This window comes from Marinicauda sp. Alg238-R41, assembly GCF_947331485.1.
Lineage (GTDB): Bacteria > Pseudomonadota > Alphaproteobacteria > Caulobacterales > Maricaulaceae > Marinicauda > Marinicauda pacifica.
Window position 1 is genome coordinate 700380 of the sequence record NZ_CAMZOJ010000002.1, and the last position, 25267, is coordinate 725646.

A 25267-nucleotide genomic window follows, 5' to 3' on the forward strand; every position below is an offset into this window, starting at 1 on the left:
CGATCCCATGATCACCGGTATCGGCAAGTTCGGCGGCGATGTCCGCGGACTGTTTCCGGCTATGGCGCTGGGCTTTGCGGCGGTGTTCTCCGCGGTGGCCGAGGCCCGCCCGCCGGAGATCCAGACCGTCTCGCAATGGGCAGACGCCGCCCGCCAGATCGCCCCGGAATCCGGTTCGCCGCACCCCGGGAAATGGGTCACCGCCCGTGCCCCGTACCTGCAGGAGCCGCAGGACTGTTGCGGCATCGATCACCCGGCCCGCGAATGCTACATCGCCGGGTCGGCACAGTCGGGCAAATCGGAGATCCTGCTCAACGCGGCCTTCCATTGCGTCGACACGGACCCTCGATCCATTCTGGTCCTGACGCCATCGCGCGACAAGGCCCTGCAGTGGAACCGGGAGAAGTGGGAGCCGAACGCCCAGGTCACCGAGGCGATCCGGCTCAAGACCTTCGCGCAGAAGGGCCGCTCGGCCGAGGATTCCACCTCACTCTACAAGCGCTTTGCCGGCGGCTTCCTGAAGATCGTATCGGCCGGCACGGCCAAGGAGTTGCAGGCTTCCACGATCGGCCTGGTCATCCTGGAGGAGCCGACCGACTACCCGGCCGATGCCGATGGCCGGGGCGATCCGATCCGCCAGGCCTATCACCGCCTCGACGCCTATGGCGCGGACGGCAAGATGATCGGGGCCTCGACCACCGGAGAGAAAGGCCGGTGCCGGATCACCGCCCTGGTCGAGGCCGGTGCCCTTTGCCGCTACTATATTCCGTGCCCCGATTGCGGCCACTATCAGGTGCTGCGTATCGAGAACTTCGGCTTGCACGGTGTGCGCGAGCCGGTCCTGGGCTTTGTCTGCCCTGCCAATGGTTGCCTCATCGAAGAGCATCAGCGCGCCGGCTTCCTCGAGCACGGCGTCTGGCTGGCGACCTTCACCGCAGAAGATCCGGATTCGAACCCGGCCCCGCCGCGTCACTTTGCCCCGGACGAACTCGAACGCTGGACCGGTCGTGATCGCGAGGGCCGCTATCCCAGCTTTCACTTCTGGCAGGCCTACTCGCCCTTTGCGTCGTGGGAGAAGATCCACAAGGAGTACAAGGAGGCCCAGCAGAACCCGGATCTGCTTAAGACCTTCTATCAGCAGGTTCTGGCCGAGCCTTACGAGCCGGCGCACGACCGGCCCAAACACGAGCTGGTCTTCGACACCATGAAGGCACCGGGCATCCTTCGCCTGGCGCGCGTGGTGCGCGGCGAGGTGCCGCCCTGGGCCAGCCTGATCACCGGCGCGGCCGATGTGCAGGGGGATCGTATCGAATGGGCGGCCTGGGCCTGGGGACCGCGCGCCATCGGCGCCCGGTTCGATCGCGGCGTGATCCCGATCGACCCGGACGATCCGATGGCCTGGACCGAGCTGGCCAAGGTTTCCCGCTATGTCTACGAAGGCCCGACGCTCAAGCCGGTGACCTTCGACCGCTTCGGCTGCGACACCGGCGGTCATCATACCAGCCAGGCCTATCTGGCGTGCCATCGTCACAACGTGCTCGCGCTCAAAGGCAAGCCGAAGGATCCCGACGCGGCCCCGCTCGAGCGCGGCAAGCTGGTCAAGGTCAAGGATGATAGCGGCCGGATCATTGCCAAGATTCCGCTTTGGCTGGTCGGCACCTTCCATTTGAAAAGCCGCGTCTATCGCGGCCTCAATCAGGCGGCGCTGTCGCTGGACAGCGGCCAGATCCTGCCCGGCTCTCTCTTCCTTGAGCCCGACCTGACCGAGGCGGACGCGCGTCAGATCACGGCCGAATACCTGGTCGAGGACGTAGTCGGCGGACAGAAGGTGCGCCGCTGGGAACGTCCCAAATGGCAGGCCAACGAGCAACTCGACCTGACCGTCTACAACCTGGCCGAAGCGATCGCCTGGGGTATTGACCGGTTGAACCTGGAGGGATGGAACCGCTGGGCGTCTTCGCGCGCCAAGGATCCAGCCCTTGAGGGTGCCGGGCCGCTCGAAGCGCTGATGCGGTCGCCTGACGTTGCCGCCGGCGACGTGCCGCCCGGACCGGCCGGCCTGGTCGAGGACGCTTCCGAAATCGAGACGCCAGACCGGCCGCGCGCGGTCAACGAGCGCGGGGCGCAATCGGTCTTCCGCAAGGACGGCCTGCAATCGCTGTCGCGCATCAACAAGGGGACCGACACGTGACCGACGCCCAACGCCTTGTCGAGGCCGAGAATGCCCTTCATCAGCTGGAAACAGGCCAGTCGGTCGAGCTGACGACCTATGAGGGTCACACGGTGAAGTACACGGCGGCGAAGGCGGGCGAGTTGCGCGCCTACATTGCCCGGCTCGAGGCGCGGATTGCCGGCAGGCCGGCCCGCGGCGCCCTTCGCATCCGGTTCGGGCGTTAGATCATGGCACAGCTGCTGGACGATAAAGGCCGGGCGATCACCCCGGCCATGGTGGCGCAGGCCCGCATGAGCGCCTGGCATCCGCGCGGCTCGGGCCGTTACGGCTATTCGCCGGGCGGCGAGGCGCGCCAGGCGGCCCTGGCGGGCTGGACGCCGTCCCTGCGCACGGCGGACGGGGCGAATGCCTACTCGCGCGATCTGACCAATGCCCGGGTGCGCGACCTGATCCGCACGAACGGAACGGCCCGGGCGGCGATCGTCAAGAATGCCGACATGGTCGTTGGCCAGGCGCTCAAGCTGATGAGCCTGCCGGACGCGAACGCGCTGATGGTCAGCCGTGAAGAGGCGATGGCGCTGGGCAAGGCGATCGAAGCACACTGGCGCACCTTTGCCCATGACCCGCTCAAACGCTGCGATCGCATCCGGCGGCATCAGTTTCCGGGCCTGGCCAACCTTCTGTTCCGCGAATGGTGCCAGGTCGGCGAGAGCTTCTATGTGATCCGCAAGAAGGTCCGGCCGGCCTGGATGTATTCGACGGCTCTGCACATCGTGAACGTGGAACGCATGAGCAATCCGCACGGCATGATGGACCGGCCGGAACTGCGCGGGGGGATCGAGTTTGACGACGCCGGAGAGGCGCTCGCCTACCATATCCGGCAGACGCATCCCGGCGCGTCCTATCTCGACCCGCGGGTGAACGAATGGCTGCGCGTTCCCAAGGAAACCAGCTGGGGCCGCCCGGTGGGCGTGCATGGGTTCGAGAGTGAGGAAGCCGAACAGACCCGGGGAATCTCGCCTTTCGCGGCGATCCTCGAAGCGTTCAAGATGATTGACCGGCATGGCCACGCCGAGCTGCAGAACGCTGTCGCGAACGCGCTTTTCGTCGCCTTCATCAGCTCAAGCTACGACCCGTTCTCGGTCGCGCAGAACCTTGAGGTCAATCCGACCGGTGCCGCCCGTGACTGGAACGATGTGCGCGGCGAGTTCTACCAGGGCAACGAGGTGAAGGTCGGGGAGGCCACCCTGCCGGTCCTGCCGCCGGGCGATACGATCGAGATGAACAATACCGCCCGCCAGGCCGCCAGCCTGGACGCGTTCCGCGGGGTCTTCCTGCGCGAGATCGCGAGCGCTCTGGGCGTGCCCTATATCGCGCTCGCGGAGGACTGGAAGGCGGTCACCTATTCGAGCGCACGCGCCGCCCTCAACGAGATCTGGCGGTCGGTCCAGTCGCGCCGCGCCAGCTTCGTTGAGCAGGTGATCACGCCGTTCTTCTATGCGTTCGTCGAAGAGCTGTTTGCCGAGGGCCTGATCACCGCGCCGTCCGGCGCGCCGTCCTTTTGGGAGATGCCGGCGGCTTATCTGCGCTGCACCTGGATCGGCCCGGGCCGCGGCTATATCGACCGCAAGAAGGAAGCCGAGGGCGCGAAGACGCTCAAGAATGAGCGCTTCACGACGCTACGCCGCGAACACGCGGAGCAGGGCCAGGATTGGGAAGAAGAACTCGACCAGATGGCGCGCGAGGCGTCCTACCTGGCCGAACTCGAACTGGCCCCCAGCCTGGCCGCCGCCGGCGTGCCCGACGCCAATCTGCCACCCGCGCCCGATCCCGCCGATCCCGAAGACCCCGACGCGGACGATCGCGCCGAGCTTGCCGCGCTCCAAGACGCCTGACGGAGATCCATCATGCCCAGCTTGTCCTGCCTGTCCGGCTATGTCGGGCGGCCCCTTCTGCTTGCCGAAGATCACGGCAATACCGTGATCCGACAATTGACCCGGCCGGGAGAGACCGAGCGCGGCATGCTCGCCTCGCTTGCCCGTCTCTTCGCCGGTTCCAGCGAACGCCGTTCGCCGAACGATGCCCCGCGCACCGAGGCCGGCAGCGCTCCGGCGGGTGATCCGGCCGATCCGGCGGCGCGCGCCAAGGCCCTCTATATCAAGCCGGCGAGCGCCGATCGATGGGAGTACGAGTGGGGATACCTGCTTGCCGATGGCGTTGCGCTGATCGATGTCGACGGCATGGTCGACGCGCGCGGCGACCGGATCATCATGGAATATTGGTGCGAGGACATCCTCGGTTATGACCATCTGACCGGGGCCATCCTGCGCGCTGCCGCCGACGATCGGGTCGGCGCGATCGGCATTCGCATCGAGTGCCCCGGAGGCGATGCCTCCGGCCTGTTCGACTTCTGCGGCGCGATCGCCTCGGTCTCTGCACGTGCCGGCGGAAAGCCGATCTGGGCCTATACCGCAAAGGGTGCGCTCTCGGCCGGATACGGGATCGCAGCCGCATGCGACAAGGTTTTCGCCTCCGGCCAGGCTCTCGTCGGTTCGATCGGTGCCGTGGCCTTCCACATCGATACCAGCAAGGCGGCCGAGAAGGCCGGGATCGCAATCACCGCGGTCAAGTGGGGTGAGAACAAGACCGCCGAAATGGGCATCGCGCCCGTAACCGACGACGCCCTTGCCCGGATGCAGAGCCGGATCGATGAGCTTGGCGAGACCTTTGCCGAGCATGTGGCGGAGATGCGCGGGATCGATATTGAAGCGATCCGCGCAATGAATGCGAATATCTATCTGGCCCGTCACCGTGACGAGGCTCAGTCCGGCCTGGCCCTTGGTCTGGTCGACGAGATCGCCAGCGAAGCGGTGTGGTTCGACCGTCTTCGTGCGTTGGCGAACGGCGAGGCCGGGACGGCCGAAGACGCCGGATCCGGCACCGCCCAGACGGTGCAAGCTGCGGCATCGGCCCGCACGCCGCTGAGAACCCAGACGACTACCCACCCGCAACCCAAGGCCGCCGCGGCTTCCGCGCCGGCGCAGAATCGAGGAGTCCGCGAGATGGACAAAGCAAAGCTCGACGCCCTGACCGCCCGCATGGAAGGCGAGGGCAAGAAACCGGAAGAGATCCTCGCCGCCATCAAGGCGATGATCGACGAAGAAGAGGACGATGGCAGCGGCGAAGCCAATGCCGGCGACGGCGAGGAGGAAGAGGACGGCGCGGCTGCGGCTGCCGCCTCGGCCGCCAAACCGGGCAAGAAGGCCGGCGCGGATCTTCAGGTCTCCGCGGCGACCGTCTCGGCCATCATGGACCTGCCCGAGGCGTCCCGTAATCCCAAGCTGGCGGCCGAAATCGTCAGCATTCCGGGCATGACGGTCGCGAAAGCCAAGTCGATGCTGATGGCCGGCGGATCGGCCAAGCCCGGTTTTCCCGGCGAGGTGCCGGATCCGGGTGTCAAGGATCTTGGCAATCCTTCGCAGGCGCAGGCCGGCGGCGATCTTGTCGCCGAAGCCCGCGCTCTGGCCGGAAAGTTCGGTCAGTCCTCTCGCCTGCGGCAAACGCCGAAGTCCGCCGCCTCCTAGACCGCCCGAAGCCGGTTCCGCCGGCCGGGTACGAACGGCGTCAGCGCCCCGCCGCACCCGTCTCGTCCGGGCGCCCAATCCCTGTAACGTCTGAAGGATCCAGAACATGGACAGTCAGCATCAGTCCTACACCGAGGACAGTTTCGAGATCGGTGAATACCCCCTGGTCGAAGAGATCGAAACGATCCTGTCCGGCCAGGACATCGCCGCCCGCCAGCCCGTGGGAAAGATCACGGCTAGCGGCAAGTGGAAGCTGTCGGATCCGGCAGCTGAGGATGGATCGGAGGTCGTTCGAGGCTTCACCCGGTTCGCCGTCGATGCCAGTGGCGCCGATGCGCAAGCGTCGATCATCAAGTCGGCCCGCCTTGATCAATCCGCCATCGTCCTGACCGGGACCGATCACACGATCGCGACCATGAAGGCCGATCTGGAAGGCACGCCGCTCTTCCTCGCCCCGGTCCTCGACCAGTCCGGCGCCTGATCGGCGCCGTCCAGGAACCCGCGCGTCCGCGCCGGCCTGACCCTTTCAACCTTGCCAGAAGGATCAAGACCCATGGCTCTCAATCTTACCGGCCGCGAGACGCACGAAATCGTGGCTGTCGTCGAACAGTTCGCCCGCCCCCGCAGCTTTCTGCTCGACACCTTCTTTCCGCAGATCTCCGAGTCCGACGATCAGTATGTCGATATCGAGGAAGTCGTGCGCGGAAAGTACATGGCCCCGATCGTCCACGAGGATCATCCCGGCCGTGATGTGAAGACCGGCGGGTTCAACACGTCCCGCTTCGAACCGGCGCTCGTCAAGCCGCTGGAAAGCGTCAAGCCCAAGCGCGCCTTTAAGCGCATGGCGGGCGAACAGGCCGGCGGGATCATGACCCCGGCCGAACGTTTTCAGCTGACCATTCTCGACATCCTGCAGGAGCAAAGGAAGTCGATCATCCGCCGCAAGGAGTGGCAGGCAAGCTCGGCCTTGCGCAACGGCTCGCTCACCCTGAACGGGGAGGGCTATGAAAAGCCCATTACGGTCGATTATCAGCGCCCCTCCAACCTGACGCTGGCACTTCTTGCGGACAACCAGTGGGGTGATGACGGCGTCGATCCCGCACAGGATCTCGAAAACTGGATGCTGACCCTGCAGCAGGAAAGCGGGTACGGCGTCACCGATGTCGTGTTCGATCCGAAAGCCTGGTGGAAGGCGCGCCCGGCCTTCAAGGATGCGCTGGACAACCGCCGGCAAGATGGGGGGAAGCTGCAGCTCGGCCCGGTCAATGTCGGTGACGATGTCTCCCAGGCCCGCTTCCTGGGCGATATCGGCGACCTGCGCTTCTGGGTTTACCAGGAATGGTATGACGACGCGCAAGGCGTGCAGCAGATCATGCCGGACAATACCGTCATCCTGGGCTCGGCCGCGATCGAGGGCATCCAGGCCCAGGGCGCGATTGCCGACGACGCGGTCGGCTTCTTGCCACTCGAATACGCCCCGAACGTCTACCGGGAGAACAACCCGCCCAAGACCTTCTGCATGACGCAGTCCAAGCCGCTGGTCATTCCGGCGCGCGCGAACGCGTCCATGTGCGTCACGGTCGCTTAAGGGCGGGCTTTCCACCCGACGCCTCAGGCCGGGCGTGCGTTTGCGCCCGGCCCTTTCTCACACGCTGAACAGAAGGACGCCGATCATGGCTAAACCTGAGATGACCAAAATGCGCGTGGCCAAGGGCCGCACGCTGCAGCTCGCCCGCAACGACAACAAAGACGACTTCGCCGGCGAGAAGGACATCGTCGAACTCGAGGTTGAAGAGGCGAAGCGCCTCAAGGGCCTGGGCTTTGTCGTGGACTATGAAGAACCGAAGAAAGAGACGGTGAAATCGGCCGGCTCCAAGAAGGCCGGCGCCGCCAAGACCGGCACCGCCAAAACCGGCAGCAAGACCGGCACCGCCAAAACCGGCACCGCCAAGACCGGTGACGGCGACGGAGATGGCCCGGGTGACAGCGATGCCGACGACGCCTCGGGCGATGAAACGCCAGGCTCCGGCCAGACCCAGCCGGCCGCCTGAAGAACGCCGTTCGGCCAAGCTCAAGGAAAGCGCCCCGGGTCCTGACGGATCCGGGGCGGTCTTGACCCGATGACCACGCACGCCCGCCGCGCCCTGGACGTGGCCTTTCGCCTTTACGGCTTCGATGCGGTCTATACCGCGCCCGAGGCCCAGGCGGCGGCCGGGACGGTGCGCCTGTTGCCCGTGCCGCAGGAGATGGCGGATGCGACCGCGTCCTTCATGACGACACGCATCGTCACGTCCTCGCTCCAGTTTCGTGTGCGGATCTATGAGCCCGCGCTCGAGGACGCGGTGCTGGCCGAGAAGGGCGAACTCGTGACGCCGGCCGAGCTGCCGGCCGGGTTCGAGGCCTATGCCGACAAGACGTTCGTCATCGATGGCGAGCCCAAATCGCTCGATCTCTACCGGCTCACCCGCACGATCGCGGTCCATGATGCGGCCCGCTTCGGCCCGGCACTGGCCTGACGTCCATGTCGGTCGATATCACACTCGCCCTTCGCGGTGACTATGAACGGTTCACGTCCGCCGCGCAGACTGCCGTGCTGCAGGCGCTGGCTGCGGCGGCGTATGACGTCACCTTTCAGGCCCGCGAGGAACTCAAGAAGGATACGCGCGCGGCCGGTCTCGGCGTCATCGAGCGGACCTGGCGCATGGAGATGTTTCCGGCCCGCGGCAAGCTTTCGACCGCCCCGACAGGCTGGATCTACTCGCGCGCGCCTCAAATCATCGAATCCTTCGAGCGGGGTGTGACGATCGGCGGCGGTCCGTCCAGTCCGATTGCGATCCCGATCCCGGACAGCCCGGCCGGAGATCTGAAGAACCCGCGCGGCCCGGCCAACCTGGTCGATGCCGCCGAGGCGAAGTTCGGCAAGCTGACCGTGATCCCCGGCGGTCCTGGCAAGGCGGCCATGCTGGTCGCGAACAATGTGCGCTTTACCAAGACCGGGCGGCTGTCTGCGGCCAAGCTGACAAAGACCGGACGCTATCGCAAAGGCGCGGCCAGCGTGCCGCTCTTCTGGCTGGTACCGAACGCGCATCTGAAGAAGCGCCTGAACGTGGCGAAGATCCGTCATCGCGCCGAACGCCGTTCGGCGGCGCGCCTGCGTCATCACCTGGACCGCCACTTGGCTGACGTCATCGCCAAGCTTTCCGATCAGGGCTTCAGGCTTTGACCCGCGCCGAACAGATCCGGAAGGCCTTGTTCGAGACGATCCGGACCGGTGCGGCCGCCACGCCGAACCTGCCGGTTCCGGTCCGCAATGAGGGTCTCGAACAAGGCCTGTCCCGGCTCTCGGCGCAATCGGGATCGCATGGCTGGCTCAACCTGATCGACCTTCAGCCCGAAAAGCTGGGCGAGGAAATAGGAGATCAGGGCGAGGGGCTGGAGGAGTACGACCTGCCCGTCCGCGTCGAGTGGGTCGTGCTGCATCCCGACGATGCGACCCGCGAAGCCGCTTTCGATGCCGGTCTCGAAGCGCTCGGCGCCATCCTGCGCGCCGACCTCACGCTCGGCGGGATCTGTGACGATCTCACCTTTGACGCGCCCGACAGCGCAGAGACCGTGCTGTCTGGCGTACCGCAGTTCAAATCGTGCGAGTTCACCGTCCGGCTGCTCTTTGCGGTGCCGGACATCCTGTCCTGAAAGGAGTTCCGCCCATGGCCCGCAAACCCAAATCCACGCCGCCCGCCTCGCAAACCGGATCCGCGGCGGAGGAGGTGCAGGTTCAGACCGCCAAGCCCGCACCGCCTGTCTATGCCTTCTTCCTGCGCGCGCACAGGCAGGGCGACGGGTCGCAGATTGCGCGCGGATGCGTGCGCCGGATCTCCGGCGACGAGTTCACCCGGCTGAGCGGCGGCGAGAGCCCGACCGTGCGCAAGGCCAGCCAGACCGAGATTGCGCTCGCCGGCTAACGTCTTTCGCCCCTCGCTTCGGGCCGGGCGCGCGTTCGTGCCTGCGGCGCCTCGCGCCGTTCTCACCTGCCTACTGATCACGGAGATTACACATGCCGGACGTTGCATCCCAACGAAGCCGTGGCCTTGTCCTGGCCGCCGGTCTTCAAACCGACTTCGTCTCGCCCCTGTCCTCGGGGCTGGGGCGCTACACCTATTACGAAGAGAGCCTGAACACGACCGAGGCTCCGGCCGAGGACAACGAGCTGGGCCTGGAGACCCATGACGATCGCTCTCCGACCGATCCGGGGCCGGGCTCGAAAGGCGGGCAGGGCTCGATCGTGGTGCCCGCGGACCTGAACCAGCTCGGCTTCTGGCTGACCTTGCTTCTGGGCACCCCGGACACGACCGACAACGAGGACGGCAGCTGGACGCATGTCTTCGAATCGGGTGCCGACACGCTGCCGAGTGCCACGCTGCAGCGCGCCCTGGGCAGCGGCCGCTGGAAGATCGCCAAGGGGTTGATGGTCAATTCCATTGCCTTCGGCCTGGCCAAGTCCGAGGACGGGTATCGCACTTTCCGCCTCGATTGCATGGCCCGTGAAGTCTACACCGCCGGCGCCCCGATCGAGGCGGATCCGGCGGCCATGGCCGCCCGTGCCAAGCTCCCGGCCAAACGGGGCCTCACGCGGCTGAACTCGGTGGTCAATGCCCAGCTGGTCTCCGGCGAGTTCACCTTCGCCAACAATCTTCAGCGGGAGGATTATGCCGATAGCGCCGACGACGCCGGAGATCTGGCGAGTGCCATGGAACCGGGCGATCTCAGCTTTTCCGGCAACCCGACCTACCGCTTCAAGCGCGGCGCCGCACTGAACGGGGCGATCGACCTGTTCACCTCGCATACCACGCCTTTTGCTCACGAGATCGAGTATGCGCGCTCGGACACGTCCTCTCTGCTGATCGCCACGCCGCGCTGCTTCGCGCCGCCGGCCGTGCCGGCCGCCAACGGGCCGGGGCCGGTCGACTTCTCGACCTCGATCACGGCGCGTCAGGTGGTCGGGGAAACGCCCGCTCCGCTGATGACGGTCACGCTGACCAACGCTGTGGAGAGCTATTCGTGACCGCGTCTGACAAGCCGATCCGGCTGAAGCGCCGGGCCGACACACAGACCATCGAGATCGGTCAGGTCTGTCTTGAAGTGCGCCCGGCCGGCGCGTTCGAGAAGGACATGGCCGAGGAACTGGCCAGGGGCTATGCGCGCAAGGTCGTCGAGTCCAGCGAGCTGGCCGCCACGTTGAACCTGTCGGCCGGCGTGCTGGCCCGGCTGGGCGATCTGCATGACGGTCTCGACTTCTCGGCGGGCTTCGGTCTCTTCCTCTATGCGGTGGCGCTGGGCGAAATCTCGATCGTCCAGGTTCTGTCCGGTGTGGAAAGCCCGGACGGGCGCCCGTCCCCGTTCGCGCCCACCCTCGGCGATATCGCGCTCCTCTTCCAGGAGAACCTGCCACCGCCGAGCGCGGAGACCTATGCCGGGGCCTTCATCACCCGGATATCCGGTCTGCGCATTCTGGAGGATGGCGAGGGAAAAGGCTGCGCCGCCGCGCCCGGTATCTCTGGGGGCGCGGCGGCGAATCCTGCCGGCGATGTCAGAACCTAGGCGAGCCCTGTGCCACCGGCGGCCGCACGATTGACGGGACCTGGTGTCCGCTCGATCTCGACGCGCCGCGGACGCCGGAGGGCAATCTCGCCTGGTCGCTCGCGCAGGATCCGGGGGTCTGGATCCACGTTCCGCTTTCAATGCCTACCCCGAACGGGATTCCGGTCACGGCTCTTGTGTGCACCGGGCTTCAGGTGCGTGAAGCCCTGGGCCGCGTGGCCGGGCTGCACCGGTATGACCGCGCCGCGCTCATCGCCTTCCTGCGCGATATCGAGGCCGGCCGGATCCTTGGTGAAAGCGATCAGGCGGGCGGCGGCGAACCGCAATCCGGCGAATACGAGGACGATTAAATGAGCCGTGCCGTCAACGTCCTCCGGCTGCGCCCGGGCGATGCCGACCAGGTCATGTCCGCGCTCAAGAAGCTTGGCGGAGAACATGAGCGCCTGGCCGATCGCATCGAGAAATCGAACAGGAAAAGTTCGAACTCGACGCGCGCCGTGGACCGGGCCATGCGCGATCTGCGCCGCAACCTGACCAATACCGCCTCGCGCATTCCCATTCTGGGCGGTGCGGTCGAGGCGCTTGGCATGAAGGCGGTCGCGGCCGCTGCCGGCATCGCGGCCCTGGGGCTGGGTCTGACCCGCGCCATGCGCATCGCCCGCGAAGCGGTCCGGGCCTTCGATGAGGTGGCCAAGCGGGCCGACCGGATGAGTCTGGACACCGACACCTTCCAGTCTCTGCAGTTGGCGGCCGACGAAGAGGGCGTGAAGCTGGAACAGCTCAATCAGGCTCTGAACATCTTCACGATCAACTCGGCACGCGCCGCGACCGGGCGCGGCGAAATGGTCGAGAAACTGCGCGAATCCCATCCCGATCTCCTGCGTGAGATCAATCTGACCGAGACCAATGCCGAGCGCCTCGAGCTGATCACGACCGCTTTGCGCAATGCCCGCAATGAACGCGAGCGGACCATCCTGGCCAATGCCGCCTTCGGTGAAAGCGGCCTGGCCGTTGCCCAGATGCTGGAGCGCCAGCAAGGCGGTATTGCCGGCCTGACCGCCCGCGCGCGGGAGATGGGTGTCGTTGTCGATGAAAGCGTGCTGCGCCGGGCCGAGATGATGGAAAACCGGCTCGGCGTTGCGGCCCGCGTGATCGATGTGAACATGAAACAGGCCTTTATCGGTCTAGGTCCGATCTTGGTGTCCAGCTCGGAAAGTTTCGCCGATTTCTCTCAACGGGTTCGCGAAGCCTCCGAAGTGGTCGGAAATCTTTGGCAGCGTATGAAGCTGCTTCTCGATCTCGACTTCGGCCACCGCTTGGAAGAGGCGGAGGCATTTGCCGACGAACTCGCGAAACTGGACGAAAACCTCTACAATCTGGGCAATCGGCGGCAACCTTTCGTAAGCACGGGGCTTGTCGGCGTTCAAGGACGAGTGCGTGAAATACTCGGCGAAGATGTCGCGGCCGAAATCGAACGGCAGGTTGACGAAGCAGGCGGTAATGTCCGCGATCTAGTGCAAGCTTATCGGGATGCCATCATTGCGCTGGCGGACGAAACGGCACAGGAACTCGCACGTCTGCGACAGCCGGGAGCCTTGCCGTCCGCGGCGGAGGGCGGCGAGGACACCCTGACCCTGTCGCAGCGGCGCGAGGCGGCCCGCGTCCGCGCCGAGCTGGGGGACACGTCCGGTCTCGTCGCGCTTGAACAGGAGCGCCTTAGCGAGCTGGTCGGGGCCGGGGCGATCACGGCGGACGAAGCGACGGCCGCGCTTGCCCGCTACCGGACCGGGCTGGAAGAGGCGGGAAGCGCGGCCCGCGATGCGGCCCAGGCCGAACGGGCGGCCGCGCAGATCCGCGCGGATCTCGGCGCGGATCTCGGCGATGTCAGCGAACTCGTGAGCCTGCGCCAGGGCGAACTGAACGCGCTTGTCGCGCGCGGCTCCATTACACAGGACGAAGCCAGCCAGGTCCTGCGCCGGTATCGCGCGGAGCTGGATGGCACGGCCGAGGCGCTCGCCCGGGCTGAAGAGATCACGCGTTCCGTCCGCACCCCGGCCGAGATCTACAATCAGCGCGTGGCCGAACTCTCCGTCCTGCATCAGCGGGGCCATCTGGACTTTGCCGTCTATCTGCGCGCCATGCAGGCGGCCCGGGCCGAGTATGAGCAATCCAATCCGCTTTTGGCCGACGCGGCCCGCATCCGGGACGAGATCGCGACCAAGGAGGAACGCCTTGCGGCGGAGACCGCACGGGTGCGCGAGATCGTCGAGAACACCAACCTCAGCTGGGAAGAGGCCCGCGAGTATCTCGAGCGCTACAGCGAAGGCCTCGATCGGGCAGAGAAGGCGGGCAGCGCGCTGCGTTTCGAGACCCAGCTGATGGATCGCATTCTCTCCGGCCAGGTCGAAAGCTGGGAAGACCTTGGCCGGGTCGCCTTGCAGGTCCTGGCCGACATTGCCCGTCAGGCCATGATGACGGCGGACTCCACGCAAGGGCTGGGCTCATTCATTGCACAGATCGCCGGGGCCTATTTCGGGGGCGGCGCTGGCGGCGCGATCAGTGTGGCCCGCACGGCGGGACCCGCCATGGCCAACGTCCCGGCGCCAAGCCTCTCCCTGCCGACTTTTCACGAGGGCTGGCAGGGCAGTCCGTCGAGCGCCGCCCGCATGGTGCGCCGTCATAGCCGGCTCGGACCCGATGAGTATCAGAGCGTGCTGCGGCGCAATGAGCGGGTCTGGACGGCCCGGACCAATGCCGAGGTGCTGGCCACCTTGTCCTCGATCGCGGGCGCGCTGGCCCAGGCTCCGGCGCCGGGGCAAGCGGCCGGTGCGGGGGGCATCGAGGTCCATGTCAATGACTATGGCGGGCGGCGCGACGATGTAGAGGTCAGCGAACGGCGTTCGCAGGAGGGCGGTCACCGCCTCGATGTGACCATCGGCAAGAAGGTCAACGCCATGATGGGCAGCGGCGCCTTCGATGGCGGTATGGCCAAACGCTATGGTCTGAAGCCGAAAGTGGGGCAGCGCTGATGGCGATCGACCTGCCCGATGGATTTGTCCTCCGCACGCTGCGGGACGGCTACACCTACACGCCGCCCAGGGTCCGCGAAAGCGAGGTCGATCAGGGGGCGCCGAAACAGCGGCGCGACACGACCGCAGCGCCGGCCGATATTCAGGCCCGCTTCGTCATGTCGCGCGCGCAGTACCGCGATGTCTTTGTGCCGTGGTTCAACGGCGCTCTGGCCGGCGGCGCGCACTGGTTCAACTGGACCGAGCCTTTCACCGGCGATGCGGGCCGCGCGCAGTTCAAGGGCGGCAGCCTGCCGCCGACCACGCGTTCGGCCGGCGGGCGTATCGTGCTTGGCGCCCAGCTGCGCTTTGTGAGGACGCCCTGATGGTCTCGCGCCGCTTCCTGGAGGAAAGCCAGGCGGAATCCACGGACGAGGTCTGGCTTGTCTTGCTGACCTTTTCGCACCCCGATCTTGCTGCGCTCGCCATCGACCGGCCCGATATCGGCATTTCGGACGGCGAATTGCGGCTGGTCGGGAATGACACCGATATCGTCTCGAACGGGCGGACCTTCATGGCCTACGCGTTCGAGTGGATCCCGCCCGGCCAGAGCGAACAGGGCCGCGATGCCGCGCGCATCCGCCTGGACAATGTCGATCGGCGCATCGTGGAAATGATCCGGCTGCTCAAGACGTCTCCGGAGGTGACCGCCGAGATCGTCCTGGCCAGCGACCCGGACGTGATTGAGCAGACCTTTCCTGCCTTCATCATCCCGGCCCCGGGCTGGAGCATGCTGACGATCGAGGCCGATCTGAGGGCGCGCGACGATGACGACGAACCGGCCATTGCCTGGACCTATTCGCCGCGCTTCGCGCCGGGTCTGCATTGATGTCCGTGCAGGTCTCTCTTCGTCCGCCGCGCGGCTGGCAGGCGCCGTATATCGGGGTGCCCTATCGATGGGGCGGGACCGATCCGTCAGGCTGGGATTGCTGGGGTCTGGTTTCCTTCCTCCTTCCGGCTCATTTCGGCACCGGCCCGATCGCGCTTTATCAAGACGTGCGCACGCCTGAGATCAATGCGAGCCGGGCGGCGCGCTTCGACGCACAGGAGACCGCCATCAAGGCCGGCCGCGGGGAGTGGCGGCCGAGCCCGCCGCAGCCGGGCGCGGTCGTGTTGTTCAACATTCAGGGCCGTCCGCTGCATGTCGGCCTGTGCCTGGGGCAGGGCCAGTTTCTTCACGTCATGGCCCAGACGCCGACCTGTATTCAGACGCTGGGATCGCCGGAATGGGCGCGCCGGATCGAGGGCTATTATGTGCCCGCTTGATGACAGGACGCGCCCTGTGTCGCGCGCCGCACTGACGGCGCACGTCTTTGATCGTCCCTTCGCCCAGACCCGGCCGCGCCGGATTACGGTGCCGGAGGGCGCCACGATCGCCGCCATGGTCGAATCCGGGATCGGCGATCCGGTTCTGCGCGCGCATGCCGTGGTGTGGTTGCAGGGTGAGTGTGTGCCGCGCGCATCCTGGGCGCGCATCCGGCCCAAGCCGGCCGCTGTCGTGTCGATCGGCATCCGGCCGTCCGGGGGCGATAGCGGCGGTGCCAAGCTGATCCGCACCGTGCTGCAGGTCGCCGTGGTGGCCCTGGCGACCTGGGTGGGCGGCGGCGCCGGCGGTGCGATCGCCTCATCCCTGTGGGCCGCCGCCGCTGCCTCAACCATCATGGTCGTGGGCAATCTGGCCATCAACGCCCTGGTCCCGCCGCCTCAGCCCAGCCTGGAGACGAATGCGCGGCCGGACGCAACATATTCGATCGAGGGCGCCAGAAATGAGCTGGTCCCTTATGGCGTGGTTCCCCTGCCCATGGGGCGGATCCGGGTCTTTCCGCGCATGCAGGGCCAGCCCTGGCAGGAGACGGTGGGCGACGATGTCTATTTGCGCCTGCTCTTCTCGCTCGGGCCTATGGAGTATGCCGACCCGGATCCGGATCTGATCCGGATCGGGGAGACGCGCGCCATCGATTTCGAGGGCGTCGAGATTGAAACCCGGGTGCGTCCAACCGACCCGCCTCTCACGCTCTACACGACAGACCCGTCGACCGAAGTGGTCGGGGCGCATCTGACGACCGGTCTCTGGGTCACCCGAACGGGCCAGCCCGGAATGACCGAAGCCGTCATCATTCTCGCCTTTCCGACCGGTCTGGGCGGTAAGGACAAGAAGGGCAAGAATGTTTCGGTCACGGTCACGCTTGACGTCCAGTATCAGCCGGTTTCCGAAGATCCGGACACAGGCCCCTGGTATGATGCGAGATCTTCGGCCCCGCAGGCCAATCAGGCTGTGGCGGCGCTGGGCGAGACCCGCTTCGGCTTCGGCGGTCTGTTTGGCGATTACGATACCCGCGTTCGCGGTTTCGGCGCGCCGACCGGCACGGTCACCTACAGGCGGGCGGAGCCGGGCAAACCGTTCCGCCGCGAGATCCGGGTGGCCCTGCCGGAGGGGCAGTACCGTTTCCGCATCCGCCGGACGAATGCGGAAGCCGATGATGACCGGACGGCAGACCGGGTCGACTTTGCGCAACTGATCAGCTTCGCCCCGACCGATCCGAATCCGGAGCCCATGCACGCCGAAATGGCGATGCGCATCAAGGCCAGCGACCAATTGTCGGGCATGGTCGACACGATCAATCTTGTGCTCGAGCGCGTCGCCCCGCGCCTGGATCCCGCGATCGCCGGCGATGAAGACGCGGATCTGTCGGCCGTGACGGCCGACGACTGGACCGAGGCGGCCGTCACGCGCAGCCCGGCCGATCTCGGCCTGTTTGCCGTGCGCGGGCCGCATGTCGCGAACCCGCGCCCCGATGCGCTGATCGACTGGCCGGCCTGGGCCGCCTTCTCCAGATGGTGCGCCGATCAGGGCTACACGTTCGATTATTTCCTCGTTGAGGATATGCGCCGGGCCGACTGGTTGCGCCTGATCTGTGCGGCCGGCCGCGGCCGGCCCGTGATCCTGAACAATCTTCTATCGGTCGTGATCGATGCGCCGCGGGCCTCGGGACCGTCCGCCATGATCACCGCGCGCAATGTGCGCGGCTTCCGGATGACGAAAACCTTCCCGGGCGACGTCCATGCCCTGCGCGTCACATTCCAGAATGAGCAGGAGGATTACCGGACGGACGAGCGCATCGTCTATATGGACGGCTATTCGAAAGACGGGAGCGAGCCGGGGACGCAGGAGGCCACGAAGTTCGAGGCGCTCGAGCTGATCGGGGTCACCGATCCGGATCTGATCTATCGTCTGGCCCGGTTTCACGGCGCGACGGCCTTGCTTCAGACCGAACGCTTCCACTTTACCCAGGACGTGGAATCGCTGACTTGCACCTACGGGGATCTCGTCGCGATCCAGCATGACGTGATGGTGCTCGGGCTGGGCGCCGGCCGGGTGCAATCCCTGATCCTGGAGGACGGGACCGGGCGGGTTGCCGGCGTGGTGCTGGATGAAACCGTCGAGATGACCGCCGGCGTGCAGTATGGCCTGACCTGGCGGCGCGTGGTCGATGACGAAGACGATCATGCCCATGTCGAGCTTGAAGCGTCGCGGCCGGTCCAGACCGAGCCCGGCGCGGTGCAGACGCTGCTCTTTGCCGACAGCATGGCGGCGGATGAGGCGCCCTCGGTCGGAGATCTTCTGGCCTTCGGCGAGCTGGGTCAGGAGACAGTGCCGGCGCTTGTGCGCAACATCGATCCGGCCCCCGGCCTCGAAGCCGATATCGAATGTGTCCTGGAAGCCGGGGCGCGCTTCCTGGCGGAAGACGGGCCGGTGCCCAGCTGGGGCTCGGCCATTGTCACGCAAATCCGCCGGCGCCCGCCAACGCCTGAGCTTGTTGCGGTCAATGTCAGCGCCGCCGGGATCTTCGTGCGCTTTGGCGTCCCGACCGGCTTCGAGGATCGCATTGCCCGGGTCGAGGCGGCCTGGCGCGTCACGCCCGCCGCGGACGGCGAGGCGGCCTGGACCGCGCTGTCTCCCCTGGGTGCGGAAGACCGGGTGCTCAGCTTCGTCCCGCCCAGCCCGCTGGAGGATTATGATTTCAAGATCGTCCTGATCGACGCTGAAGCGCGCCGGTCCGAAGCCCCGTTGCTGGTCACGTCGATCTCGGCCGACGACCAGCTCGACCCGCCGCAGGGCGTGTTTGCCAATGCCGTCACGATCGAGACAGCGAACGGCGTTCGCCAGCCGGTTCTGCAGGTCTCGGCTGAAGCCGATGACGACTTGACCCTGACTGATCTGGTTGTCGAGATCCGGCCCAGCTCCAGCGAGGACGAGGCCGACTTCAATCCGCTGGCCATTCTGCCGCCGGACCGGCCGACGCGCGATATTCGCGATGTGCCGCCCGGTTCGACCGTGGACGTGGCCTTTCGCTACCGCGCGCTGCGGGGCGAGGGCTATGTCTTCAGCCCGCGCGTGCTGGTCGAAGATGTGGTGATCCCCGATGAGCTGACATCGATCGACGCCACAATCCCGTCCGCTGCGATCGAGGCGGCGAAGGGCGCGATCAACGACGCACTTGGACGCGTGGACGAGACGCTCGCGGACTCCGCCGGCGCGCTGGCTCTGACATCCGCCATGAGCGGCCAGCACTCGCTGCTCAACTGGTTGCAGGACCCGCTTTTCGAAGCCGGGTCCGATGGCTTCCGCGTGGTCGAGGGTGTCCAGATGCTCGCGGACGGGCCTCAGCGTGCAATTCAGGCGTCGTGGACACTCTCCGCAACGGGCGCGCAGACCACGCGGGTCATTTGGTGGCCGGGCCGCAAGCCGGTCCGTGAGGGTGTCTTCGTGCAGGCCTCATGCGACATCGCGGTCCTGGGCGCGGCGTCGAGCGCGCGCGTGGAAGCGGTCTGGTACGATGCGGCGGGCGAGACCCTGTCGGCGAGCGAACTCGGCGCCGGATCGTCCGGGCGCATCGGCGGTGTCGCCGAGGCCCCGGAAGAGGCGGCCTTCGTGGAAATCCGCGTCGTCCCGGTTGCGGGCTCGGCAGACATTGGCGGGCTCGTGTTGTCCCGCCCGCTCGCCGCCTACGCTTTACCCGGGCAGATCGCGCCGAGCCCGTTTCAGCCGCCGGATAACGAACTCGCTGCCGAGATCGCGGAGCTGCGCCGCACGGTCGGCGCCATGGCGGAGTTCATCCGCAGCCTGCAGGCGGAAACCCGCCAGGGCCGGGCCGGCTACCGGGAGAACGTGACGGCGCTTGTCACCGAAAGCGAGGCACGCGCCGAGGCCGTGGCGGGCGTGTACGCGGTGCTCGAAGGTCAGTATCTGACACAGGCCGCGGCGTCGCAAAGCTATCTGGCGCTCGCGAATCTGGAGGAGTCGATTGCGGGGATCGACCTGACCGCCAACGCCGCGTTCGAGGCTCTTGCGACTACGGTCAACGGCCTGCCCGAGGACGTGCTGAGTGAGGCCTCGGCAGAGGCGACATTCGTTTCGAAAGCCGGTCTGGAGCAGGCTGTCGCGGGGATCAGCTTCAGCGGTAATGCTGAATGGCAAGACCTGACCGCCGCGTTCGACATTCTTGTGGGCGCGGTCGCGGATGTTGAAGATCAGGCCGCGTACTTTGAAGTTCTGGTTGAAGGCGCGGGCGGCAATAATTCTCAGGTCCGGCTTTTCGCGGGCAAGGACGGCTCGGCGGTCGACCTGGTCAGTGACCGGATTGCGCTTCGCAACCCCGTGGACGGAGCCGTTACCGACGCGTTGGTCGCATCCGGCGGGAATATCTTCATCCCCAACCAGCTGATTATCGACGATGGCGGACGGCTGCTGATCCAGGGGCCGGGTAACGCCGAGATGAATTTTGGCAACTGGCTTGGTGGGACGAAGTGGGGGCTGAATGTCTATGATGGATCGAAAGAGCTTGTGCTGCTCGATCCGGTGTCCGGGATATTTCTGATCGATGGGGTCACGCTCAAGGATGCAACCGTCGCAGGCTCGGGCCTGGCGGTGGGTGCCGCCGTCAAACAGTGGATTGCCGCCGACGCGCCGAGCAATTGGTACATCACCGCGACCAGCCAGAAGCTGGCGAGCTTCGTCGTTTCGGGCGATACCGCCGAGGCGGCGCTGCAGATCGACGCGCAGATCGACGTCTACAATCTTCATGACGCGGATGTGCATATCGGCGCCCTGATCCAGGTCGATGGCGGGGCGGGCGGAACGCGGACCTTCTATCGGATCATGGGGCAGACGGTGACCGAAACGCTCGCCGGGGGGATGACCACCCAGCAATTGAGCGCGGGCAGTCACACGATCGACCTCTGGGTCGTCTATTACGGCGCGCGCTCCGGCACCCCGGACAACACGGATATTCGTGTCGAGAACTACGAGGTGCGGGCCGCGCTCGTTGAGCGTGCGGCGGTCACGCAGCTCTCGACGGCAACCCAGCCGAATACGACAGGCGGCGGTGGCGGCGGCGGAGGCCCCGGTGGGGGCTGGAATCCGCCCCCCGGCGCAGCCTTGCCCTAACACAGGATCACGAGCCCATGTCACAAACATATATCTGGTTTGACCTTGCTGGCGGCTGGACCGATCCCGAGACCGGCGAGACCTTCCGCCCGGGCCAGACGGTGCGCTTCGACACGAGCGTGACCGAGACGGCAGAACTCGTGCAGCGTGCGATCGATGCCGGCGCCGCGGTGGACCTGCCCCAGCTTCTTGCGACCTTCTTCCAGATTGCGTGGTCGAACATCACCGGCAAGCCTTCCACCTTCGCGCCGGAGGCGCACTCGCACGCTGCGGGGGATATCGTATCCGGCGAATTCGCGGACGGCCGTATCTCCGAGAGCAGCGTGACGCAGCATCAGGCGGCGCTGGCTTTGGCCATTGCCCAGGTCTCGGGGTTGCAGGCCGCGCTCGACGCCAAGCTTGCATCGACCCTGAAAGGCGCAGCCAACGGGCTCGCGGAGCTGGACGCGTCGAGCCTGCTCAAGGCTGCGCAGATCCCGAACGTGCCGGCGTCCAAAGTCACGGGCACGCTCGATGCGGCCCGCATTCCGGATCTCGACTGGTCCAAGATCATCGACGCGACCCGGCCGGACACGCTCGCCGGGTACGGGATCACGGATGCGCTGACCGAAACCGAAATCGGTCAGCAAATCCAGGCAGCGATTGACGCCCTAGTCGGCGGCGCGCCGGGCGCACTGGACACGCTGAACGAGCTTGCGGCCGCGCTCGGGGATGACCCGGACGCCATTGCCACGCTGACCAATGCCGTGTCGAGCAAGCTGGATGCGTCGGTCTGGCAAGCCGCGACTGCCGCGGTCGACGGCTACATGTCCAAAGAGGACAAGGCCAAGCTTGACGGTATTGAGTCCGGCGCAACCGCCGACCAGACCGGCGCGGAGATCGCGGCAGCCTACGAGAATGAGGATGACCGCAACGCCTACACTGACGCGGAGAAGTCCAAGCTTGCCGGAATCGAAGAGGAAGCGACGAAGAACGCGGCCGACGAGGATTTGCGGGACCGGAGCACGCACACGGGAACGCAAGCCATTTCGACGGTGTCGGGCCTGCAATCTGCCCTGGACGGCAAGGCCGCGCTCGACCAACTCCCCTTTGCCAGTGTGATCGAATACACGTCCACAGACACTTCGACGGACCTGGCGGCGGGGGCGGTGATCCAGTGGGACACGGCCCGCGTCTCCGACACCGCGATCACCCTGGCCGGGGCGAACGATACAGACATCACCTTCGCCGCCAACGGTAAGTACCGGATCGCGGCGCGCCTGTCCTACGAGGATACGAGCGCGGAAGGCGTGGACGTCAACAACTCCATTGGCCTGTTCTTCAAGCTGAACGGGACCGGCACCGGCGGTCAGGGGGTCGGCTCCGTGGTCGTCAACACCGCCGGAGCCAATGAAGGCCAGGCATGGTTCGAGCAGGTGATCGACATCACCGACTACGCCAATCAGGTCGTGACGGTCTGCACGCAGCGGCTCTCAGGCGCAGACGAAATTTACCTGCGCTCCGGGGAAAGCACGCTGATCGTCGAGAAGGTCGGCGGCAAGAGCGCGCTACTGGCCGGGCAGGATATCGAAGACATCAACGGCCTTCAGGATGCGTTGGACAGCAAAGCGTCGATTACGCACGACATTATCGACATAGCCCCGTCCAGTAGTGTCATAACCCCGGCGACGGGGGTGCAGGCGTTCGAGGCCAACTCAGCTCTTGAGACTGGTTGGCCCGCTCAGTACACGGTGGGCCTGAATGTCAAATTCAGCGAAAACCGTCTGTTCCAGCTCACCGCCAGCAATACGGCGATGTGGTTCCGCAACGGCCATAACGTCAACGGGTCAGGGGGTACGGGGCCGGGCTGGTATCCGTGGCGACTGATCTGGAACAGCGCCAATTTCGACCCGACGACCAAGGCCGACAAATCCAACACCTACACGCAAGCCGAGGTCGATGCCGCGATCACGGCTGCCATTGACGCCCTGATCGGGGGAGCGCCGGGCGCACTCGATACACTCAACGAGCTGGCCGCCGCTCTGAACGATGACGAGGCGTTTGCGGCGTCTGTGACCGCTTCCCTCGCGGCGAAGGCTCCTCTGACCCGCGCGCTCCCCGCTGGCGGCACCACGGGCCAGGTGCTCGCGAAGGCGACGGGCGATGACTATGACAGCGAGTGGGTCGATCAGTCTGGCGGTGGCGGCGGCATCGCCGTGCAGGCCCTCCAGACGAGCGTTTTCACGCCGGAGGCAGGCAAAGCCTACCCATGCGATCTGAGCGGCGGGGGCTTTGCGCTGACGGGTCTGCCGTCCGGCACGCAGGGTGACCGGATCGAGCTTTACGACCCGAACGGTTCCTGGTCGGAAACCGACGCGCTGACCATTCCGGGTGAGGCGGTACTCAACGGCGACGATGTGGACCTGATTGTCCCGGTCCCGAACGCTTGGGTGGTGCTCGAATACGTAAACTCGAACTACGGCTGGGATGTGAAGATCATCGACCCGGAAGACGCGGACACGTATCGCGCCGCGACCGTGGAAACCCCATCCATCACGAGCCCCGCCGACGATGCGACCGATGTGGGCGAGACGATCATCGTCACGGCCTCGGCCTTCGCGATGACCTACCAGAGCGACATCCCCGCCTCGACAGACTGGCAACGCTCGACCGCCTCGGACTTCTCGACCATCGACGCGGAGAGCCTGGAGGATGCGAGCAATCTGACGACCTGGACGACGCCCGCGCACGGGTCCACGTCGACGGAATACTTCTATCGGGTCCGCTATCGGTCGGCGGGTGGCGCGGTGTCGGAGTGGTCGCCAGTTATCAGTGTGACGACGAGTAATGCGTTTAATATTACTAGTGCCACAGGAGGTGATGAAGTCTTCAATGACGGCGACTACACCGTTCACAAATTTACGACTTCGGGTTCCTTTGTCTTAAATACTGTTGATGCCGCTTCTGACTTTTCTGCCTTAATCGTGGCTGGAGGGGGCGGTCGAGGTGGTAACTCCGGAGGCTATGGCGGAGCCGGGGAAATGATCGAATGGACTGGGTTTTCCCCCGTGGTGGGTGAGTACCCAATCGTCGTAGGTAGTGGCGGGGGTGCTGGGGCTAGTCAATTTAACTTAGGAACCAAAGGAGGGACGAGTTCTTTCAATGGGAACTCAGCCAATGGTGGCGGAGGCGGAGGGGCCAACAATACCGGTGGCTCCAATATCAGCGGTGCGGATGGGGGTAGTGGCGGGGGAGTTGTGGGCGGGGGTCCTAGTTATACTGCGGGCGGTGGGGCGTCTGTAACCACAGGCACCTTCGGAACCTCTTACGGGAATAACGGTGGTGGCCACACCTTTCCGTCGAGCACAGGTACACTTCACGGTGGAGGGGCAGGGTCCGCTGGAAGTACTAACTCTCCCGGCGGAGGGGTGGGACGAGCCAATTCAATCACAGGGTCATCGGTCACCTATGCGAAGGGTGGAAGCCCTGTGGCCGTTGATGAAAATACTGGGTCTGGAGGTTCCACGGGCGATGGCTCCGGAACGGACGGAGTAGTCATTATCCGGTATCGGCGCACCCCAGTTTAGGAGGACCACCTATGAAATATGCAGTCCTTGACGAAGACAACCGCATCGTAAATCTCGTAGCCGCCAAACCTGAGTATGCGTCAGGACAAGGCTGGATTGAGGCGGGCGCTGGACAGTACGGCGACCGCTGGGATGGGGCAAAGTTCATCCCGTTCCGGGACGAAGCGCTTTCCGAGATCGCGGCGATCCGCTGGAGCAAGACGCAGTTTTTCGCTTATGATGACGTTATAGCCTACGCAGAACCGGCCATGGGTCCGGTTATGGGCAAGATACGCATCCTCGAAGAGCTGGATGCGACCGGCCCGGTCAAGTTCAAGCTCAACGCCACGACCTGGCGGGACATGACGCTGTCCGACCTGAAAGCCTACGGGTTGGCGATCGATGCGTTTATGCAGCCATTCTACGACTACGAGGCCGTACTTGCCGGGCAGATCGAAGCGGCAGCCAGCTTCGAGGTTGTCAACGCCATCGACCTCATGAGCGGATGGCCGGCGTGACCCCGGTTGTCCGCGTCGAGCGTCGAGGGCCGCTGGCCTGCTTCGTGTTGCTGGAGCCCTTGACGGTGCGCGAGCTGACGATTGACCCACCGTTCGCCAGCGACGGGGAGAGTGTGCCTTGGTGGGCGCAATGGCTCTTCCCGCGTGCGTCCGCCGCGCTGCCTGCCTCCTTCGCGCACGACTACCGGCTATCGCTCACACGCGATCCGGCGGCCCGGTTCCGCGCGCATCGCGAGTTCCGCGAAGACCTGATCGAGACCGGGGTCCGCACCTGGCGCGCGCAGATCATGTGGCGTGCGGCCATGCTGGCTGACGACACAATCCCGGCCGCGC

22 protein-coding genes are annotated in these 25267 nt (G+C 65.8%); all 22 read left to right on the forward strand.

Annotation, left to right across the window (positions count from 1 at the left end; translation table 11 throughout):
- Window positions 1–7 precede the first annotated feature (7 nt).
- Window positions 8–2191 (forward strand): terminase gpA endonuclease subunit, encoded by a 2184-nt coding sequence (locus PGP17_RS11960; RefSeq protein WP_270375577.1) that lies wholly within the window; start codon window positions 8–10, stop codon window positions 2189–2191.
- A complete protein-coding gene (gene gpW, locus PGP17_RS11965; RefSeq protein WP_270375578.1) occupies window positions 2188–2397 on the forward strand; it encodes a gpW family head-tail joining protein in 210 nt (69 codons plus the stop codon). Before PGP17_RS11960 ends, gpW begins: the two co-directional genes overlap by 4 nt.
- A gap of 3 nt (window positions 2398–2400) precedes the next feature.
- Window positions 2401–4068 carry a phage portal protein gene (locus tag PGP17_RS11970; protein WP_270375579.1) on the forward strand — a complete coding sequence of 556 codons (1668 nt, stop codon included), beginning with the start codon at window positions 2401–2403 and terminating at the stop codon, window positions 4066–4068.
- Window positions 4069–4080: 12 nt separating this feature from the next.
- Entirely contained in the window at window positions 4081–5757 is a 1677-nt protein-coding gene (locus PGP17_RS11975; protein ID WP_270375580.1) for a S49 family peptidase, read from the forward strand.
- 106 nt (window positions 5758–5863) lie between these two features.
- Window positions 5864–6238, forward strand: a complete 375-nt coding sequence (locus PGP17_RS11980; RefSeq protein ID WP_270375581.1) for a head decoration protein — start codon at window positions 5864–5866, stop codon at window positions 6236–6238.
- Window positions 6239–6310: 72 nt separating this feature from the next.
- Window positions 6311–7345: a major capsid protein gene (locus PGP17_RS11985; protein WP_270375582.1), complete on the forward strand. Its 1035-nt coding sequence runs from the start codon at window positions 6311–6313 to the stop codon at window positions 7343–7345.
- A gap of 100 nt (window positions 7346–7445) precedes the next feature.
- Window positions 7446–7808 (forward strand): hypothetical protein, encoded by a 363-nt coding sequence (locus tag PGP17_RS11990; protein WP_270375584.1) that lies wholly within the window; start codon window positions 7446–7448, stop codon window positions 7806–7808.
- Window positions 7809–7877: 69 nt separating this feature from the next.
- Window positions 7878–8273 carry a hypothetical protein gene (locus tag PGP17_RS11995; protein ID WP_270375585.1) on the forward strand — a complete coding sequence of 132 codons (396 nt, stop codon included), beginning with the start codon at window positions 7878–7880 and terminating at the stop codon, window positions 8271–8273.
- A gap of 5 nt (window positions 8274–8278) precedes the next feature.
- Entirely contained in the window at window positions 8279–8980 is a 702-nt protein-coding gene (locus tag PGP17_RS12000; protein WP_270375586.1) for a DUF6441 family protein, read from the forward strand.
- Complete coding sequence (locus PGP17_RS12005; RefSeq protein WP_270375587.1) at window positions 8977–9450, forward strand: hypothetical protein; 474 nt, start codon at window positions 8977–8979, stop codon at window positions 9448–9450. The genes PGP17_RS12000 and PGP17_RS12005 overlap by 4 nt, the downstream gene beginning before the upstream one ends.
- Before the next feature lie 14 nt (window positions 9451–9464).
- Window positions 9465–9719 (forward strand): hypothetical protein, encoded by a 255-nt coding sequence (locus tag PGP17_RS12010; RefSeq protein WP_270375588.1) that lies wholly within the window; start codon window positions 9465–9467, stop codon window positions 9717–9719.
- Between the two features lie 92 nt (window positions 9720–9811).
- Complete coding sequence (locus PGP17_RS12015) at window positions 9812–10819, forward strand: phage tail tube protein (protein WP_270375590.1); 1008 nt, start codon at window positions 9812–9814, stop codon at window positions 10817–10819.
- Window positions 10816–11355 (forward strand): hypothetical protein, encoded by a 540-nt coding sequence (locus tag PGP17_RS12020; RefSeq protein WP_270375591.1) that lies wholly within the window; start codon window positions 10816–10818, stop codon window positions 11353–11355. Before PGP17_RS12015 ends, PGP17_RS12020 begins: the two co-directional genes overlap by 4 nt.
- 140 nt (window positions 11356–11495) lie before the next feature.
- Window positions 11496–11705 (forward strand): hypothetical protein, encoded by a 210-nt coding sequence (locus tag PGP17_RS12025; RefSeq protein ID WP_270375592.1) that lies wholly within the window; start codon window positions 11496–11498, stop codon window positions 11703–11705.
- Complete coding sequence (locus PGP17_RS12030) at window positions 11706–14384, forward strand: hypothetical protein (protein WP_270375593.1); 2679 nt, start codon at window positions 11706–11708, stop codon at window positions 14382–14384.
- On the forward strand, window positions 14384–14749 hold the full coding sequence (locus PGP17_RS12035) for a hypothetical protein (protein WP_270375594.1): 366 nt from the start codon (window positions 14384–14386) through the stop codon (window positions 14747–14749). Before PGP17_RS12030 ends, PGP17_RS12035 begins: the two co-directional genes overlap by 1 nt.
- Entirely contained in the window at window positions 14749–15252 is a 504-nt protein-coding gene (locus PGP17_RS12040) for a hypothetical protein (RefSeq protein ID WP_270375595.1), read from the forward strand. The genes PGP17_RS12035 and PGP17_RS12040 overlap by 1 nt, the downstream gene beginning before the upstream one ends.
- Complete coding sequence (locus tag PGP17_RS12045) at window positions 15252–15689, forward strand: C40 family peptidase (protein ID WP_270375596.1); 438 nt, start codon at window positions 15252–15254, stop codon at window positions 15687–15689. Before PGP17_RS12040 ends, PGP17_RS12045 begins: the two co-directional genes overlap by 1 nt.
- Before the next feature lie 16 nt (window positions 15690–15705).
- On the forward strand, window positions 15706–20871 hold the full coding sequence (gene gpJ / locus PGP17_RS12050; protein WP_270375597.1) for a TipJ family phage tail tip protein: 5166 nt from the start codon (window positions 15706–15708) through the stop codon (window positions 20869–20871).
- Between the two features lie 17 nt (window positions 20872–20888).
- The gene (locus PGP17_RS12055; protein WP_270375598.1) at window positions 20889–24437 is read left to right on the forward strand and encodes a glycine-rich domain-containing protein; all 3549 of its coding nucleotides are present in this window, start codon (window positions 20889–20891) and stop codon (window positions 24435–24437) included.
- An 11-nt stretch (window positions 24438–24448) separates the two neighbouring features.
- A complete protein-coding gene (locus tag PGP17_RS12060; protein WP_270375599.1) occupies window positions 24449–24934 on the forward strand; it encodes a hypothetical protein in 486 nt (161 codons plus the stop codon).
- A partial coding sequence (locus PGP17_RS12065; protein WP_270375601.1) for a DUF1353 domain-containing protein occupies window positions 24931–25267 on the forward strand: 337 nt, incomplete at its 3' end. The genes PGP17_RS12060 and PGP17_RS12065, both read left to right, overlap by 4 nt.